We start from the raw sequence: 14,886 nt of genomic DNA, 5'->3' as shown, positions 1-14,886 counted from the left end.
ATGTTCGAGTGGACCAAAAAGGGGCTGGTGTTCGAGACCGCGCGGCATGGCGTGGGCGGCTGGATGCGCCACTCGGCGCTCACGCCCACGCCGTATCGCCTCGACGAGGAGTGCATCCGCGTCTACGCGGGCTTTCGCGATGGCGACGGCGTCAGCCGCATCGGCTATGTCGACGTGCGGGCGGATGATCCGGCGACGATCGTGCGCGTCAGCGCCGAGCCGGTGCTCGACATCGGCCGGGGCGGCTGCTTTGACGACAACGGCATGATCCTCGGCGACGTGGTCGACGGACCGGGCGGCCTGCACCTGTTCTACGTCGGCTTCCAGCATGTGGCCAAGGCCAAGTTCCTGGCCTTCACCGGCCTGGCGCTGTCGACCGACGGCGGCGAACACTTTCGACGCGTGCAGGAAACGCCGATCCTCGATCGCGCGCCCGGTCGCAGCACCATCGGTGCGGTGCATTCGGCGCTCCACGAGGGTGGTCGCTGGCGCCTGTGGTACGCCGTGGGCGACGACTGGGAAATCATCGGCGGCCAGCCGTTTCCGCGTTACCACATCCGCTGTGCACAGACCAATGATCTGCGCGTCATGCCGCGCGAGGACCAGGTCTGCCTGCTGCCGCGCGGCAGCGAGTACCGGATCGGGCGGCCGCGCGTGTACCGCTTCGACGGCAAGTACGTCATGTATTTCACCCGCGGCAATCTCGGCGGCGAATACTTTCCCGGCATGGCGTGCAGCGACGATGGCGTCCACTGGGAGCGCCGCGACGAGTCGCTGGGCCTGACACTCTCCGCCAGCGGCTGGGATGCGCGAACCCTCTGCTACCCCGCGCTTGTCCGCCAGCGCGACAAGCTGCTGATGTTCTACAACGGCAACGACATGGGCGTGGACGGCTTCGGCGTGGCCGAAGCCCCCGCGTCGCACCTCGACGGTGGCGCCGATGCTCGCGGTTAGGCCTTACGTGGCTGCCGATGCCGGCGCCTGGGATGCCGTGGTCGAACACTCGCGCAACGGCAATCTGCTGCATCGGCGCGGCTACATGGATTACCACGCCGACCGCTTCATCGACGCCTCGCTGATGATCGAGCGCCGCGGAGAGGCCGCGGCGGTGTTTCCGGCGAGCAGGCTGGGCGACGTGGTGACCAGCCATGGCGGGCTCACCTATGCCGGCCTGATCAGCAGCCACGCCCTGCGCGCCGAATCGACGCTCGCCGTGTTCGAGCAGATGGCCGGCTGGTATCGCGCGCATGGCGTGCAGCGCATCGTCTACAAGGCGGTGCCGCACGTATTCCACGCGTATCCGGCGGAGGAGGATCTGTACGCCCTGCAGCGCATGGGTGCGCGCCTGGTGCGCCGCGACCTGTCGTCCGTCATCGCGCTGCAGGAGCCGTTCCGCTTCACCGAGCCGCGGCGCCGCGCGATCAGGAAGGCTGGGCGGGCAGGCATCGAGCTGCACGTGGACACCGATCCGGCATCGTTCCACGCGCTGCTGTCGGACGTGCTGCGCAAGCATCAGGTGACGCCGACCCACAGCCTGGCGGAACTGCGCCTGCTGCAGGCGCGCTTTCCGCGCCGGATCGTGCTGCACGAGGCGCACAGGCAGGGTGTGCTGCTGGCCGGTGCCCTCGTCTACGATTTCGGCCGCGTGGTGCATACCCAGTACCTGGCCGCCTCCGAGGAGGGGCGGCAGCTCGATGCGCTCAGCTTCCTGCTCGCCGCGCTGATCGGCAGCACGTATGCGGGCCGGCAGTATTTCTCCTTCGGGGTATCCACCGAGCAGGCCGGGACGGTGCTCAACAGCGGGTTGGTCGCGCAGAAGGAATACTTCGGCGCGCGCGGGATCGCGCACGATTTCTACGAGTGGCCGCTGTGATGGGCTCCGTCGTGATGAAGAACGGACCGGCAGGCGCTGCCTCGGGCGACGTCCCGTTCCTGAACCTCGGTGAGGTCAATGCGCGGTACGCCGACGAGTTGAAGGCTGCGGCGGCGCGCGTCATCGATTCGGGCTGGTATGTGCTGGGCGACGAACTGAAGGCCTTCGAGCGGGAGTTCGCCGCCTGGTGCGGCGTGCGCCATGCCGTGGGCACGGGCAACGGGCTGGATGCGCTGTCGCTGATCCTGCGCGGCTACAAGGAGCTCGGCGTTCTCGCCGAGGGCGACGAGGTCATCGTGCCCGGCAATACATTCATCGCCAGCTTCCTGGCGATCAGCGAGAACCGCCTGGTGCCGGTGCCGGTGGAACCCGACGCGGCGATGTTCAACCTCGATCCGGCCTGTGTGGCGGCAGCGATCGGGCCGCGCACGCGCGCGATCATGGCGGTGCATCTGTATGGCCAGCTGGCCGACATGCCGGCGCTGCAGGCGCTGGCCCGGCGGCACGGCTTGCTGCTGATCGAGGACGCGGCACAGGCGCATGGCGCCGCACGTGACGGGCGCAAAGCCGGTGCGTTCGGCGACGCGGCCGCCTTCAGCTTCTTCCCGGCCAAGAATCTCGGCGCGCTGGGCGACGGCGGCGCGGTGGTGACCGACGACGACGCGCTGGCGCAGCGCATCGCGGCGCTGCGCAACTACGGCTCCGACGTGAAATACCACCATCTGTTCCAGGGTGTGAACTCGCGCCTGGATGACATGCAGGCGGCGCTGCTGCGGGTAAAGCTGAGGTATCTCGATGCGGACGTGGCATGGCGTCGCCGGGTGGCGCGCCGCTATCGCGATGGCATCCGCCATCCGCAGATCCGGCTGCCGGACGTGGCCCGCGAGGAGCAGCACGCCTGGCATCTGTTCGTGGTGCGCTGCGCACGGCGCGATGCGCTGCAGCGGCATCTGCACGTCCACGGTATCCAGACCCAGGTGCACTATCCGGTGCCGGCGCATCGGCAGCCGGCGTATCCCGCGCTGCGGGATTGCCGCCTGCCGCGGACCGAACGACTGTGCGATGAGGTGCTGAGCCTGCCGCTGGGGCCGACCTTGCGCGATGGCGACGTGGAGCGGGTGATCGATGCGTGCAACGCGTTCGGGCGTGGCGCATGAACATCGTCCGCACCGGTTTCTACACCAGCATCGCCACCGCCGCGCGGCTGCTCGCCGGGCTGGTGGCGATCAAGCTGGTGGCATGGTTCGCCGGGCCCGAGGGCGTGGGCAAGCTCGGCCAGTTCATGAGCCTGATGTCGCTGCTGGCGGTGCTGGCCGGCGGCGGCATCAGCTCGGCCATCGTCAAGTACGTCGCCGAGTACCGCGACGATCCGCAGCGGCTGTCGCGCCTGCTGTCCGCCGCGCTGTGGTACGCGTTCCTTGCCTCCTGCCTGATGGGCGGTCTTGCCCTGTTGCTGAGCCGGCAGCTCGCGCTGTGGCTGCTGGACGATGCGGGCTATGCCGGCCTGATCCGCGTGCTCGCCGTCGCGCAGCTCGGCATTGCGCTGCTCAACTACATTCTCGCGGTGGTCAACGGCTTCATGGACGTGCGCCGGCTGGCCCTGATCCAGGTGAGCGGATCGGTGATCGGCATCGTGATGATGGTCTGGCTGGCGCGCTGGCTGCATCTGTACGGCGCGCTGCTGGCGCTGGTGCTGAGCCAGGTGCTGTGGCTGGTCGTCGGCGTGCCGGCGTGGTGGCGCAGCTCGTACTTCCGCCGCGGCATGCTGCGGCTGCGCTACGACCGTGAAATGACCTTGCGGCTGGCGACGTTCTCGGTGATGACTCTCACGTCCGCGCTGCTGCCGCCGCTGGTCAACATCGCCATTCGGGACCACCTCGCGCTGCAGTTCGGCTGGAGCCAAGTCGGCTACTGGCAGGCGGTGGGCAAGGTGTCGGATGCCTATCTGCTGTTTCTCACCGCGGCGATCAATATCTACTACCTGCCCAAGCTGGCATCCACGCACGGACGCGAGGCGCTGCTGGCCGAGCTGCGCACCGCCTGCCGCTACGTCCTGCCGGCGGTGGTGGTGCTGGCGGCCATGGTGTACGTGCTGCGCGAGTGGGTGACCTGGCTGCTGTTCACGCCGGATTTCGCCGCCGCCAACGCGCTGTATGGCCCGCAGCTGGTCGGCGACGTCATCAAGATCGCCTCCTTCGTACTTTCCTACCTGATGCTGGCCAAGGCGATGACGAAACTGTTCGTCATCTCCGAATGCGTGTTCGCGGCCAGCTATCTCGCGCTGGTCTGGGTGCTGGCGGCGCGCTTCGGCGTGGTCGGGGCGATCTACGCGTTCGCGGCGAACTATGTGCTGTATCTGGTCTTCAATCTGCTGGTGGCCCGGCGTTACCTGGGAGGGCTGCGATGATGAGCGACGACGTGCCGCTGGTATCCGTGCTGATACCGGCGTTCAACCACGAGCGTTTCGTGCAGCGCTGCCTGGACAGTGTGCTGCAGGACCCGTATCCGGCCAAGGAGCTCATCGTCATCGACGACGGCTCCACCGATGGCACCGCCGAGCGGATCGCCGACTGGGTCGCGACGCACTGCATGGATATCCCGATCGAGTACGTGCGGCGGGAGAACCGCGGCATCGCGGCGACGCTGAACGAGCTGGCGGCGCGCGCGAGCGGCGAGTTCCTGCGTCCCGGCGCTAGCGATGACTACCTGCTGCCCGGCGGGCTCGATGCGCAGGTGCGCTACCTGCTGGCGCATCCGGACAAGGGCGCAGTGATCGGCGATTCGATCGTCGTCGACCAGGACGACAACAAGCTGCATGACAGCGGCATGGGCCTGCTGCACGGCGGCAGCAAGACGCTGTACCGGTCCGACGACGGCATCCGCCGCGCCATCATCAGCCACTGGGCGATCGGCGGGCCGGTGGCGCTGATGCGGCGGAGCGCGCTGGACACCGTCGACCGCTGGAGCGAGGGCCTGCGCATCGAGGACTGGGACATGTTCCTGCGCCTGGCGGCCCGCGATGCGCTCGGCTTCATCGACGTCGGCGTGTGCGCCTACCGCATCCACGGCACCAACCTGAGCCGGACGCGGCACACCGCCACACGGATCGGCAACCTCGCCGAGTCGCGCCAGGTCGCGCTGCGCCGGGCGTGCCTGTTCGACGAGCCGTACCGGACCCTGCTGCGGGCGCAGGCGCACTACATCGGCGCCAAGATCGCGTTCCTGCAGGGTCAGTCGTGGTCGCTGGCGCGGCATCTGCTCGCCTGGTCCTGGTTGCGGTTGCTGTCGAGGCTGCGGCCTTCATCCGGCCACCGCGGCGCGGAGGCGACATGAAACGGTTGCCGTGTCTGCCCTCGGCGTATCTCGCACTGCCGCTGCTGCTGGCGTGCGCGCTGACCCTGCTGACCTACGATCTTCCCGTCGACTACCTGTCGGGCCTGTTGCTGCTGGCGGTGGTCGCCGCGGCGATCCTGCTGTTCGATGTCCAGGCGGGGATCAGGATTCCGTCGCCCGCGCGGTTTCGCGCGCGCAGCTACGTCGGCACCCGCGATGCGTTCGTCGCGCTCGCCTTCGCGGGCGTCGTCGCGTTGTTCTGCGTGCTCGACCTGGCGCTGTTCCCGATACCGCTGTTCAACAATCCCTCGTCCTATGCCGCGATGGGGGACGGGCGCGAACATGTCCGGCACGTGTCGGACATCTGCTGGGTACTGCCGCCGATCGGGCTGCTGTGCGCCAGGAGCCGGTGGTTGCGCACCACGCTCGTCGCCATCGGTTTCCTGTTTCCGATCCTGGTGATCGACCGCAACCGGGTGTTCGCGACGGTGTTCTCGTTCGCGCTGGTGATCCTGCTGCGCCGGGACGAGGCCAGGCCCTTGCCGTGGAGGGCCGTCGGCCTGCTCGGCTTTGCCGGCGTCAGTGTCTTCTCGGTACTCGGCATGTTGCGGTCCGGGACGCTGGCTTACATCACCCTGCCGTTCAGCGCGATGTATCGCGCGGTGCCGGAAGGCGTCAAGTGGCTGCTGCTCTACGCCAGCGCCGGGCCCTACAACTTCAGCGCGATCCTGGCCAAGGGCTACGTCAACACCAGCTTCCTCACCCATCAGGTCGTTCCGCTGAGCGGGTCCGTCGCGACGGCCGGCACCGGCATTCCGCTGGACGCGCCGACCATCAACGTGGGCACGGAGTTCTTTCCGTTCCTGATGGCGTGGGGGCCGATCGGCGCGGTGGCTGCCATCGTCGTGCTCTACGCGATGCTGCGCTGGAGCGTGCAGCGCCTGCGGGCCTCGGTATCGCTGTTCGCGCTGCTGATCTTCCTGCGCGTGTCCTACGTTTGCGTGATGGCGCCGTTCGCGCCGCAGGCCTACACGTGGACGAACGCCGGCTTCATCGGCCTGTGCCTGCTCATGCAGGCGTTCGCGGCCTGGCTGCCGAATCGGCGAGCGGCAGCGTCGGGCACCGCGCGAATCGCGTCTCCCCCCTCCACCCAGTGAGTGCCCAACCATGGAACAAGACGAAATCTATCTGATCGACCTCTGGCGGATCTTCACCCGCGGATGGATCTGGTTCGCGGGCGTGCTGATCCTGGTCCTGGTCTGCACCTATGTCTTCGCGCACACGGTGAAGCGCCAGTGGGAGGCGACTGCGTGGATCCAGATCGGGCAGGTCGGGCAAGTGCTGTCGGGCCAGGACCCCAAGGTGGAGCCACTGCTGCGCGTGATCGAACGGCTGGAACTGGTGCCGTTCGAGAACGAGGTCCTGCAAGGCGCCGGCTACGCGCGCGATTCGTCGGTGGCAAAGCTCTATCGCAGCAGCCTGAAGCTGGAGCCGCTGCCCTATGCCGGCCCGTTGATCCGCCTGCGGGTGCGCGCCTATTCCCGCGAGCAGGCCGCCGAGTTGGCCACGGCGACGGTGGCCCGGTTGGGTGCGATCCACCAGCGCCTGGAAGAGGTGCCGCTGAAGGCGGCGCGTGAGCGCCTGGCCCGCAACGAGGTCGAACTGCGGACCGCCGAGGCCGACCGGGACCGTTATCGGCAGGCGGCTGTGCCGGGCAGCAAGGACGCCCAGGGCCCGGTGCTCGCCAGCCTGCTGCTGGCGAACAAGAACGAGGAGATCCGCGGCTTGCGGCAAGTGAGGATGGATCTCATGGAACGCCTCGGCCCGACCTACACCTACCAGACCTCGATGGTGTGGCCGGTCTACGTGCCCGACAGGCAGGCGTTTCCGAATCCCGAGCTGACCTGGGGCATCGGCCTCCTGCTGGGTCTGTTCCTCGGCGCATGCGCGGCCGTGGCGAAGGCCGGCCGGCGACGGATCGCCTGAACGTTTGCCGGTGCGTTCAACCAAAACGGCATCTGCATGCACTCACCGGTCAGGCCCGTGACGTGTCGCGGGCGACCCTGGCTGCACCCGAAGGTGTCGTGCTGAAGGAAAACCGGCGTCATGGCGGGACGGAGTTCGTTCGATATGCGTGGAGTGCACAAGCAGGAATCCGGGCACCGCGCCACGCCCGCCGGCAGCGTCCGCCGTCCCCCGCGGCGCGCGCCGCTGGACGAGGCGCAGCTGCTCGACACGCAGCGCGCGTTCGACAGCGTGGCCGCCGACTACGACGGGCCGCGCGGCAACAACGAACTGATCCAGCGCATGCGCACGACCTTGTGGGATGTCGTGCACAGCGAGGTGCAACCCGGCGCCCGCCTGCTCGACCTGGGCTGCGGCACCGGCATCGACGCACTCGAGTTCGCCCGGCGCGGCTTTCGCGTCGTCGCCACCGACTGGTCGCCGCTGATGGTCGAGCGCACGCGGGCGCGCGCGGCGGGTGCGGCCATGCAGTCGCGCGTCACCGTCGCCCACCTCGGCGTGCAGCAACTCGATCGGCTCGACGGCGAGTTCGACGGCATCTATTCCAACTTCGGCCCGCTGAACTGCGCGCCGGATCTCGCTGCCGTCGCCGCCGAATGCGCGCGCCTGCTGCGCCCCGGCGGCAGCCTCGTCTTCTCGGTGATGGGCCGGATCTGTCCGTGGGAGCTGGGCCACTACGCGCTGCGCGGCCGCTTCAGGCGGGCCGGCGTGCGCGCCGCGCGCGGCGCGACGGCGGTGGGCATGAACCACCACACGATCTGGACCTGCTACTACCTGCCGCGCGAGTTCTACCGCGCCTTCGCCGGGCACTTTTCGCTGGCGGGCTATCGCGCGCTGAGCCTGTTCATGCCGCCGCCGTACCTGGTGGACTGCTACCGTCGCCGGCGCCGCTGGTACGAACGGCTGGGCCGGCTTGACGACCGCCTCGGCGCGCTGCCGTTGCTGCGCGACATGGGCGACCATTTCCTGATCGTGATGCGGCGGCGCTGAGCGCATGGACTTCCTGCAGGCCGCGATGGACGTCAGCTTGTGCCGGGCCGTTTCGGTCACCGCGGAGGCCAGTTCGCGCGTGCCGCTGCCGATCCGCGCCGGACGGATCGGTTCCTCGCTGGCCGCGCGGGCGTACCGGATCGACCTGCGCGACCATCTGGTCTTCCCCGGCCTGATCAACGCGCACGATCATCTGCACGTCAACGCCGTGCCGCCGCTGCAAGCCTGCGCGCCGTTTCCCAACAGTTATGCGTGGATCGCCGCCTTCCGGACGCATTTCGGGGAGCCGGCGGTGATCGCCGCGCTGCAGGTGCCGAAGGCCTTGCGGCTGCGCCACGGCGCGCTGAAGAACCTGCTTGCCGGCACCACCTGCGTGGCGCATCACGACCCCTGGCATGCGGCGCTCGACGAGCCGGATTTCCCGGTTGCGGTGCTGCGCGACTACGGCTGGAGCTATGCGCTGGGCTGGCCCGATTACGGCCCGCCGATCCGGCAGAGTTTCGCCGCCACGCCCGCCGACCGGCCCTGGCTGATCCACCTCGCCGAAGGCACCGACGCGATCGCGCAGGCGGAACTGGCCCGGCTCGACGCGATGGGCTGCCTGGCGGCGAACAGCGTGCTGGTCCACGGTGTCGGCCTGAGCGAGCGGGACACCGATCGGGTGATCGAGCGCGGCGCGGCGGTGGTCTGGTGTCCGACCAGCAATCGCAACCTGCTCGGGCGCTCGCTGGACCCGCGGCGCCTGTGCGCGGCGGGCCGGCTTGCCCTGGGCAGCGACTCGCGGCTCAGCGGTGCCCGCGACCTGCTCGATGAAATGCGCGGCATCGCCGCGCGCGGCGAGCTGAGCCCGGGCCATCTGCTCGGCCTGGCCACCAGCCAGGCCGCGCGCATCCTGCGGCTGTCCGCGGTCGGCAGCCTGGCGCCGGGCGCGCCGGCGGACCTGGTGATCGTCGAGGATCGCGGCGGCGACGAACGCTGCGGCTTGGTCGGCATCTCGCGCAGCGAGATCCGGGCGGTGGTGCGCCACGGCGTGCCGCGCATCGCCGATCCGGATTTCGCCGAATGGTTCGACGTCGCCGGCATGGACACCGTCCCGGTGACGCTGGACGGCAGACCGAAACTGCTGGCCAGGCCGCTGGCCGAAGCGGCGCTGGTGGCGCTCGAACCCGGCCTCGAACTGGTAGCCGCGCACCACGCGCGCGATCTCGTCATGGAGGCCGGCTAGCCATGCTGCCGCGTTTGCCGATGCTGATGCCGGCCGAGGCGTATGCCTTGTGGGCATCCAGTTATCCCGCCCGCGCCCACAACCCGGTGATGCAGGCGGAGGAGCGCGCCATGCTCGCGCTGATGCCGGACCTGCTGCAGGGAGCGGCCGTGCTCGATGTCGGCTGCGGCAGCGGACGCTACATGCTGCACGCGCTGCGACGTGGCGCGGCGCGCGTGATCGGCGTGGATCTGTCGGCGCCGATGCTCGCGCGCGCCGGCACCGAGCTGGCCCGGTGGCAGGCCGCCGCGGACATCGACCTGGTTCAAGGCAGCCTCGAAGCACTGCCGATACCCGATGCGCGGGCCAACCTGACGCTCTGCGGCCTGGTCGTCGGCCATCTCGACAATCTGCAGCGATCGCTCGCCGAGCTGCGCCGGGTGACCCGGCCCGGCGGCACGCTGTTGTGCAGCGACGTGCATCCGATCGGGCACGCGCTGGGCTGGCTGCGCGATTTCAAGTCGGACGGCCGGCACTACGCCGTGCAGCACACGCAGCACCTGTACAGCCACTGGCACGCGGCCTGCGCCGCGCTCGGGCTGCGCATCGAACAGGTACTGGAACCGATGCTCGACCCGGCCGGCATCCCCGCCGATGCGCGCTTCGACCGCACCGCGCTGGAGGTTCCCGTGGCACTGGTGTTCCAGCTGCGGCGCGAGCCGTGACTCCCCGAATTCGCAGGCTCCTGCCATGACCCTTGCCTCACGCACCTTGCTGATCAACCCGACCATCACCTCGCGGCGCAGCGCGCGCTTTCCGCTGTCGCTGCTGCACCTGTCGGCGGCGCTGGAGCGCAACGGCCACGACAGCCAGATCATCGACGGCAACGTCGACCGCGATTTCGTCAGCGACACCTTGCGCGCGATGGAACAGGACGCCTTCGACGCCGTCGGCGTCAGCGTCATGGGCGGCCCGCAACTGGCGCCGGCAATCGCCGTGTCCGGTGCGATCCGCGCACGCTTCCCGGCGGTGCCGATCATCTGGGGCGGCTATTTCCCCACGCTCAACCCCGACGCCGCGTTGGCTGCGCCCTACGTCGACTACGCGGTGCGCGGGCAGGCCGAGGAAACCCTGCCCGAGCTGATTGCCGCGCTGGACGGCAAGGCCGACGCGAAGCTGGCGACCATCGGCGGGCTGTCGTGGAAGCGCGGCGGCGCGGTCGTGCACAACCCGAATCGCCGTTTCAGCCTGGCCGACCACGGCATGGTGCTGCCCTACGACAAGCTCGGCGACCCGCGGCGCTACCTGGCGCGCACCTACCTCGGTCGCCGCACCGTCGCGCACCAGGCGTCGATCGGTTGCCGGTTCCGCTGCACCTTCTGCGGCGTGGCCGCGATGTTCGGCGGCACCACCGTGCTGCCGGCGGCGGAACAACTCGAGCGCGACCTGGGCTATCTCAAGCACGAGCTGGGCGCGGATTCGGTGCAGTACTTCGACAACAATTTCTTCGACCGCGAGCGGGACATGCTGCCGCTGCTCGAAGTGATGGCCAGGTTCGAGATGCCCTGGTGGTGTTTCGCCCGCGCCGACGCGCTGCTCAACCTGTCGGAGGAGGCGTGGAGGCTGGTGCGCAAGAGCCGCTTGCGGATGGCGTACATCGGCGCGGAATCACCGAACGGCCAGATGCTCAAGGAGATCCGCAAGGGCACGCGGCCGGATCAGACGATGGCGGTGGTCGAGTTGTGCCGCCGGCACGGCGTGATCCCCGAGTTGTCCTTCATGGTCGCACCGCCGGAGAACACCGAGGAGGAGACCGAGCACACCTTCGAGTTCATCCGCGCGCTGAAGCGGATCAATCCGCAGTCCGAGATCGTCATCTACGTCTACACGCCGTTGCCGGAGAACAGCCGGCACGAGCAGGACCGCGCGAGGCGGCCGGGCAAGCCGCTGCTGGACCTCCGTGGCGCGCCGGTGGTGTTCCCGACGACGGCGGAGGAATGGGCGCAGCCGCGCTGGGTCGACTACACCTGCCACGCGGACGCGCCCTGGCTCGACGACCGGCTGCGCCGGCGCATCCGGGATTTCGTCACCGTGCTGCGCTGCCGCTTTCCCACCGTGCAGGACCTGCGCTCGCCGCCGTGGGCCAAGCGCAGCCTGAGCGCGATGGCGCTCTGGCGCTATCGCTACGGCAGGTACGATCGGCCGTGGGAACTGGAGCTGGTCAACCGCCTGGTGCGTCTGCGCATGCCGCAGGTGTCGGGCCTCTAGCGGGGTGCGCGCCGTGCACGTCGCGCAGCTCAATTTCCTGCCCGCGCCGGCGGGACTCGCGCCGGCCGAGGTGCTGGAGCGGTGGCACTCGCTGGCGGACATCGCCGAGGCGGCCGCCAGCGCCGGCACCCGCGTGTCGGTGATCCAGGCGGCGGCGCGCGAGGAGCGGATCACGCGTGGCGGCATCGACTACCACTTCGTCGACATCCGCGGACTGGAAACGGCGACCAACCGGGGCCGCCGCTTCGCCAGCCTGCTCGGCGACATCCGGGCCGACGTGCTGCACGGGCACAGCCTGGGTTTTGCCGAGGACGCCTTCGCGATCGCGCAGTGCCTGCCGCAGCTGCCGATCATCCTGCAGGACCACGCCGACCGGGCACCGCGCTGGTGGCGCCGCCGGCGCTGGCGGCGCTGGTATGCGGCCGCCACGGGGGTTGCCTTCACCGCGCGCGAGCAGGCGCAGGCGTTCGCCGTCGCCGGCATGTTCGGGCCGCGCATGCGGGTGTTCGCGATACCGGAATCCAGCAGCCGCTTCACGCCTGGCGACCGCGCCGTGGCCCGCGCCGAAACCGGCCTTCACGGCGAGCCCTGCGTGCTGTGGGTCGGCCACTTGAACCGCAACAAGGACCCGCTGACCGTGCTCGAGGGCGTGGCGCGAGCGGCGGCGCGCTTGCCCGGCCTGCAACTGTGGTGCGTGTTCGGCCATGCGCCGCTGCTGGAGGACGTGCGCCAGCGCATCGTTGGCGATCCGCGGCTCGCCGGCCGCGTGCATCTGCTGGGCAAGGTGACGCATGCGCAAGTCGAGCAGCTGATGCAGGCGGCCGACGTGTTCGTCTCGGGCAGCCATGCCGAAGGCAGCGGCTACGCCCTGCTGGAGGCGCTGGCCTGCGGCGTCGTGCCGGTGGTCACCGACATCCCGTCGTTCCGCGCGCTGACCGATGGCGGCCGCATCGGCAAGCTGTGGCCTTGCGGCGACGCGGCGGGGCTCGCCGCGGCCCTGCTCGACGTCGGGTCGAGCCGGATGCCGCCGGCACGGGTGCGCGCGCATTTCGACGCCGCGCTGTCGTTCGCCGCCGTGGGCCGGCAATGGGCCGAGGCGTACGCGCAAGTGCGCGAGGACCGGCGCCGGGGCGCGTCGTGAAACTCGCGCTGGTGGTGCCGGGCGGGGTGGATCGCGGCGGCGAGTTCCGCGTGATCCCCGCCTTGCTGGCGCTGATCGAACGACTGGCGCGCATGCATGAGGTGCATGTCTTCGCGCTGCAACAGGAAGCGGTGGCCGGTCGCTGGGAACTCGCCGGCGCCACCGTGCACAACATCGGCACCGGCTGGACGCGCCTGCGCGCGATCGCGGCAGTCCGCGCCGAGCATCGCCGCGCGCCGTTCGGCCTGGTCCACGCGATCTTCTCAGGCTCGTGCAGCCTGGTTGCCGTCGCCGCGGCGAAATGGCTGCGGCTGCCCAGCCTGGTGCATGTCGCCGGCGGCGAACTGGTTGCGTTGCACGCGATCGGCTACGGCGGGCGCCGAAAGTGGAAGGGCAGGCTGCGCGAGGCGTGCGTGCTGCGCGCCGCCGATGTCGTCACCGCGGCCAGCGCGCCGATCATCGACGCATTGCGGGTGCTCGGCATCGAGGCGCAACGTGTGCCGCTCGGCGTCGACCTGCGAGCCTGGCCGCCGCTCGCGCCGCGTGCGCGCCGCGTCGGCCCGGCGCGGCTGATCCATGTGGCCAGCCTCAACCGGGTGAAGGATCAGCCGACCCTGCTGCGTGCCCTGGCCATGCTGCGCGACGACGGCCCGGCCTTCCGCATGGCCATCGTCGGCGTGGATACCTTGCGTGGCGAGACGCAGCGTCTGGCGCGCCAGCTCGGGCTGCAACACTGCGTGGATTTTCTCGGCTTCAAGACGCAACGCGAATTGCGTCCGTGGCTGGAAGCAGCCGACCTGCTGGTGATGTCGTCGCAGCATGAAGCCGGCCCGCTGGTGTTGCTGGAGGCCGCGGTGGCCGGCGTGCCGGCGGTGGGCACGGCGGTCGGACACTTCGTGGAGTGGTCGCCCGCGGCGGCGTGCAGCGTGCCTGTCGGTGACGCGGGCGCGCTGGCCGATGGCATCCGGCAGCTGCTTGCCGACGAACCACGGCGGCAGCGCATGGCCGCGGCCGCGCAGTGCCTGGCGCTGGCGGAGGACGCCGACTGCACCGCGCGCCTGTTCGAAGCGCTGTACCGGCGCGTCCGTGGACACGGATCACGCGGGCTTGCGTGCGAGGTAAAGCCGGAACCGTGAAGGCTCGCGGCGGCCGCGAAGTTTCGCCATGAGCGGGCGCATTGCCCAGCGCGGGCCGTACCACGGGCGATGCACCTCCCACCGGATCGACAGCGCATCCGCCAGACGGCGCAGCCGCTCGTCGGTGAGGTAGCCCAGGCTGGCGATGGCATCCGCCGCGATGCCGTGGCGGCGCAGGAACACCTCGCGACGCTCGGTGAGCATGCGCCGGCCGCTTTCATCGCGGGCGTACCACGGCGTGTCGGCGATGATCACCGTGCCGCCGGCTTTCACGCAGCGCAGTGCTTCGCGCAGGCAGGCCTCGCCGTCTTCGGCGTAGTGGAACGAGGCGTTGAACACGGCCGTGTCGAACTGCGCGTCGGCGAACGGCAGGCGGCGCATCTCAGCCTGGAAGCGCGGGAACAGCGCCGGCAGCCGCGCCCGGTAATGCCGGGCCGCGCCCAGCCCGTCGCGGTCATGGGCAAGCAGGTCGACCGCCACCGGCCGGTAGCCGGCCAGGGCCAGGCGATAGCTCATCCAGCCGTTGCCGGCGCCGAGATCGAGCACGCGATTGCCTTCCAGCAGATGCCGCACGATGTAGTCGTAGCTGCGCGCGCGCATCCGCCATTGGTCGCGATCCGTTCCGCCGGTGTCGCGGTAGGGCAGGGCGAGGTAGAACGCCTCGCTTTCGCTGCCACGGCCCTCCGCCATCCTGATCCGCTCGTAATCCGCGATGAAGCGTGCCAGGTGCGCGGCCGATTCCGGCGGCAGCGCACGGGCGATGCCGTTCTCGACGGCGACGACGAAGCCGCATGCCGGGCAAGCCAGCATGTCGATCGAGGTCCTGCAGCGGGGGCAGTGCAGGCGCAGCTCCGCCAGCGCCGCCGCGTCCGCGGCATGGCGGGCGGGCGAGGCGTCCATCGCTGGCTGCGTTCGC

14 protein-coding genes are annotated in these 14,886 nt (G+C 69.9%); 13 read left to right on the top strand and 1 reads right to left on the bottom strand.

All coding sequences use genetic code 11. The features are described from left to right. The 13 genes from ACVCL3_RS07355 to ACVCL3_RS07295 all read left to right on the top strand — a co-directional run bounded on the left by ACVCL3_RS07355 (position 1) and on the right by ACVCL3_RS07295 (position 13,970). Positions 1-954 (top strand): hypothetical protein, encoded by a 954-nt coding sequence (locus tag ACVCL3_RS07355; RefSeq protein WP_447100856.1) that lies wholly within the window; start codon positions 1-3, stop codon positions 952-954. Next, complete coding sequence (locus ACVCL3_RS07350) at positions 941-1,873, top strand: GNAT family N-acetyltransferase (RefSeq protein ID WP_447100855.1); 933 nt, start codon at positions 941-943, stop codon at positions 1,871-1,873. Before ACVCL3_RS07355 ends, ACVCL3_RS07350 begins: the two co-directional genes overlap by 14 nt. Beyond that, positions 1,873-3,030, top strand: a complete 1,158-nt coding sequence (locus tag ACVCL3_RS07345; RefSeq protein ID WP_447101575.1) for a DegT/DnrJ/EryC1/StrS family aminotransferase — start codon at positions 1,873-1,875, stop codon at positions 3,028-3,030. The genes ACVCL3_RS07350 and ACVCL3_RS07345 overlap by 1 nt, the downstream gene beginning before the upstream one ends. Continuing rightward, positions 3,027-4,280: an O-antigen translocase gene (locus ACVCL3_RS07340; RefSeq protein ID WP_447100854.1), complete on the top strand. Its 1,254-nt coding sequence runs from the start codon at positions 3,027-3,029 to the stop codon at positions 4,278-4,280. The genes ACVCL3_RS07345 and ACVCL3_RS07340 overlap by 4 nt, the downstream gene beginning before the upstream one ends. Beyond that, complete coding sequence (locus ACVCL3_RS07335; protein WP_447100853.1) at positions 4,277-5,206, top strand: glycosyltransferase; 930 nt, start codon at positions 4,277-4,279, stop codon at positions 5,204-5,206. Before ACVCL3_RS07340 ends, ACVCL3_RS07335 begins: the two co-directional genes overlap by 4 nt. Further along, the gene (locus tag ACVCL3_RS07330) at positions 5,203-6,363 is read left to right on the top strand and encodes a hypothetical protein (protein ID WP_447100852.1); all 1,161 of its coding nucleotides are present in this window, start codon (positions 5,203-5,205) and stop codon (positions 6,361-6,363) included. Before ACVCL3_RS07335 ends, ACVCL3_RS07330 begins: the two co-directional genes overlap by 4 nt. A 10-nt stretch (positions 6,364-6,373) precedes the next feature. Further along, on the top strand, positions 6,374-7,192 hold the full coding sequence (locus tag ACVCL3_RS07325) for a Wzz/FepE/Etk N-terminal domain-containing protein (protein ID WP_447100851.1): 819 nt from the start codon (positions 6,374-6,376) through the stop codon (positions 7,190-7,192). Between the two features lie 144 nt (positions 7,193-7,336). Then, a complete protein-coding gene (locus ACVCL3_RS07320; RefSeq protein ID WP_395116711.1) occupies positions 7,337-8,221 on the top strand; it encodes a class I SAM-dependent methyltransferase in 885 nt (294 codons plus the stop codon). A gap of 4 nt (positions 8,222-8,225) precedes the next feature. After that, positions 8,226-9,446 (top strand): amidohydrolase family protein, encoded by a 1,221-nt coding sequence (locus tag ACVCL3_RS07315; RefSeq protein ID WP_447100850.1) that lies wholly within the window; start codon positions 8,226-8,228, stop codon positions 9,444-9,446. Between the two features lie 2 nt (positions 9,447-9,448). Continuing rightward, positions 9,449-10,150: a class I SAM-dependent methyltransferase gene (locus tag ACVCL3_RS07310; protein ID WP_395116715.1), complete on the top strand. Its 702-nt coding sequence runs from the start codon at positions 9,449-9,451 to the stop codon at positions 10,148-10,150. A gap of 25 nt (positions 10,151-10,175) precedes the next feature. Next, positions 10,176-11,693 (top strand): B12-binding domain-containing radical SAM protein, encoded by a 1,518-nt coding sequence (locus ACVCL3_RS07305; protein ID WP_447100849.1) that lies wholly within the window; start codon positions 10,176-10,178, stop codon positions 11,691-11,693. A 4-nt stretch (positions 11,694-11,697) separates the two neighbouring features. Next, complete coding sequence (locus ACVCL3_RS07300; protein WP_447100848.1) at positions 11,698-12,834, top strand: glycosyltransferase family 4 protein; 1,137 nt, start codon at positions 11,698-11,700, stop codon at positions 12,832-12,834. Beyond that, positions 12,831-13,970: a glycosyltransferase family 4 protein gene (locus ACVCL3_RS07295; RefSeq protein WP_447100847.1), complete on the top strand. Its 1,140-nt coding sequence runs from the start codon at positions 12,831-12,833 to the stop codon at positions 13,968-13,970. Before ACVCL3_RS07300 ends, ACVCL3_RS07295 begins: the two co-directional genes overlap by 4 nt. On the opposite strand, the gene ACVCL3_RS07290 is transcribed toward ACVCL3_RS07295, so the two are convergent. Then, entirely contained in the window at positions 13,932-14,870 is a 939-nt protein-coding gene (locus ACVCL3_RS07290) for a methyltransferase domain-containing protein (protein ID WP_447100846.1), read from the bottom strand. The genes ACVCL3_RS07295 and ACVCL3_RS07290 overlap by 39 nt on opposite strands. Positions 14,871-14,886: the final 16 nt, after the last annotated feature.

Source organism: Rhodanobacter sp. UC4437_H4 (genome assembly GCF_052978425.1).
The sequence above is the reverse complement of the archived record's forward strand: the minus strand, read 5'-3'. Positions and strand labels throughout refer to the sequence as shown.